Origin of the sequence: Rhodococcus sp. EPR-157 (genome assembly GCF_001647195.1) — a bacterium.
Classification (GTDB): Bacteria; Actinomycetota; Actinomycetes; order Mycobacteriales; family Mycobacteriaceae; genus Rhodococcoides.
The window spans coordinates 1-2692 of the sequence record NZ_LVCV01000461.1; the positions used below are offsets into that span (position 1 = coordinate 1).

The following is a 2692-nucleotide window of genomic DNA, read 5'->3' on the forward strand; positions in this document are numbered from 1 at the left end:
CGATTGCCGGGGACAGTGCGTGTGGTGAATTCTTCGTCGGTCCAGCCGGACGGACCGGCCTCGATCCGAGCACCACCCATCAACGAGTCGGGACGCGAGTCCCTCGAACCGGCTGTTTTCCGGTTCGTCTTGCGATCATGGTTCCGTCGAGGCACACGTCGAGTGTAGGAGAACGAATCAGAAGAGCCTGAACTCCGTGCTCTCCGTGCCGCGAAGCACGTCGTAGTCCAGGGTGAGACACCGAATCCCGCGATCGGTGGCGAGCGTCTTCGCTTGCGGTTTGATGATCTGCGCCGCGAATACTCCACTGACAGGTGCGAGTACCGGATCTCGGTTCAACAGTTCGAGATACCTGGTCAGCTGCTCGACCCCGTCGATCTCACCGCGCCGCTTGATCTCGACCGCCACCGTACCGCCGTCCGCGTTCCTACAAAGCAGGTCGACCGGGCCTATGGCCGTCATGTACTCACGCCTCACGAGGGTGTAGCCCTGCCCCAGAGTCTCGACGTGTTCCGCCAGAAGCTCTTGGAGATGCGACTCGACGCCGTCCTTGACCAGACCGGGATCGATGCCGAGCTCGTGGCTCGAATCGAGTTCGACGTCCTCGATCGTGATTCGAAGTTCTTCGCCGGCTTTGTTGGTGACGACCCATTTGATCGACTCGTCTTCAGCGGATTCCACCATCCAGCATGGCGGACTCATCCAGTTCAGCGGCTTGTACGCGCGATCATCTGCATGCACGCTCACCGAACCGTCGGACTTGACCAGAAGCAGCCTGCGAGCAGGAGGAAGATGGGCGGTGAGACGGCCGACGTAGTCCACTTGACACCGAGCAATTACGAGACGCACCCGCCTACCCTAGGCCAACCCGACCGCTAGTCTGTGACCACCATGCCGCAATTGAGCCGATCCGCCGCACCTCTCGGTTCACGCCTTCTGGGCGATACTTCCGAGTCGCCGAGACGACGACGAATTCGCGTCCAAGTACTTCTGACCATCTTTCTGATCGCCGCGAATCTGATCGGCGCGGTGATCGTCGGCGCTCTGGTCAGCGTTGTCGTTCCTGGCCCCGATGTGCTCGACCCCGACAAGTACTGGTGGGTCAACTTCATCGTGATCCCGACATACGTCGGGCTTGCATTCATCGTCGGGGTGCTGTGGGGTACCACCAGAGCGCTCCGAGCGCTCCGCTGGGCGATCGAAGACCGCAAGCCCACTCGTAAGGAGCAGGTCAGCACCCTGTCGATGCCGTGGCAGCTCACGCGCGTTCAGATCGTCCTGTGGACGGTCGCGCTGATACTGATCACGACTATCGACGGAACCATCGACCCTCAGTCGATTCCCAAAGTGGCGTTCACGATCGGCGCAGGTGGAACAGTCGTGTGCGCGTTCAGCTACTTGCTGAGTGAGTTCGCGTTGCGACCCGCAGCGGCGCGAGCCTTGGAGGCCGGCGATCCGCGACGCATTCGGATTGCCGGCGTCATGGGACGGTCCATTCTGTCCTGGATCCTGGGAACCGGTGTTCCCACCGCAGGCCTCATGATCATCGCCATCTTCAGCTTCATTCGGCCGTATCAGACCGACGCAGACAGGTTGGCAGTCGCAATTCTGGCGTTGGGCGGCATCACCCTCATCTTCGGATTCTTCCTGACGCTCCTCGGCGGATTTGCCACGACCGCACCGATCAGCAACGTGCGGTCCGGCATGGCTGAGGTCGAGCGCGGCAACATGGACGTGCACCTGGCTGTCTACGACGGCACCGAACTCGGCGAGCTGCAGAGCGGCTTCAACAGGATGGCCGACAAAGTCCGCGAACGGGAAAAAATCCGAGATCTGTTCGGACGGCACGTAGGTCAGGAAGTCGCCGAGGCAGCGCTGAGCAAGAATCCAGAGCTCGGCGGCGAAGAACGTGACATCGCTGTGTTCTTCATCGACCTGGTCGGTTCCACTGAAATCGCCTCGTCCCGACCCCCCACCGAGGTGGTCGCGCTGCTGAACCGATTCTTCGCCGTAGTCGTGGACGAGGTCGACGAACACGGTGGCTTCATCAACAAGTTCGAAGGCGACGCGGCGCTCGCGATCTTCGGTGCACCAGCCGAAATCGACGACCACTGCGGATCGGCGCTTGCCGCGGCTCGCAGGATCAGCGCACGTCTCCGCGAGGAGGTACCCGAGTGCAGCGCGGCAGTCGGAGTCGCTTCAGGGCGAGCCGTCGCGGGCAACGTGGGAGCCAAATCTCGCTTCGAATACACCGTCATCGGTGACCCGGTCAACGAGGCTGCTCGGTTGTCGGACCTCGCGAAGAACGCGCCGGGTGCCATCTTGGCCTCCAAGATCACCGTGGAGGGCGCGACCTCGGCTGAAGCGGAGTGCTGGAAGTTCGGGGACAGCGTGACGCTCCGCGGTCGTTCCGCCGAGACCATTTTGGCAAGCCCTGTGTCCTGATCATCGCCCAGCCGCTGGGGTTAGGGTGCGATCTGCTCCACTGTTGTGTGTGTGTGGGTGTGGTGGGTGCACTTTCGGGGGGTGGATTTTTGGTGTGGGTGCTCAGGTTCGCGGAGCGTCTGGGGGGTGTGGGTGCGGGTGCCGGGAGTTAGCACTGAACCGTCCTGGGACTGGTGGAGACTGTGATCTCACCAGGAGAATGCAGATATGGGTGCACCAAGGAAGTTCGATGCCGAGACGCGTGAGC

The 2692-nt window shown here is 61.9% G+C and carries 2 protein-coding genes; one reads left to right on the forward strand and one right to left on the reverse strand.

Annotated elements, in window-relative coordinates; genetic code table 11:
* Window positions 1-177: 177 nt before the first annotated feature.
* Window positions 178-849: an endonuclease NucS gene (gene nucS, locus A2J03_RS21395; protein WP_068378031.1), complete on the reverse strand. Its 672-nt coding sequence runs from the start codon at window positions 847-849 to the stop codon at window positions 178-180.
* 42 nt (window positions 850-891) lie between these two features.
* Between nucS and A2J03_RS21400 the strand changes: the two genes are divergently transcribed.
* On the forward strand, window positions 892-2445 hold the full coding sequence (locus A2J03_RS21400; RefSeq protein ID WP_068378033.1) for an adenylate/guanylate cyclase domain-containing protein: 1554 nt from the start codon (window positions 892-894) through the stop codon (window positions 2443-2445).
* Window positions 2446-2692 lie beyond the last annotated feature (247 nt).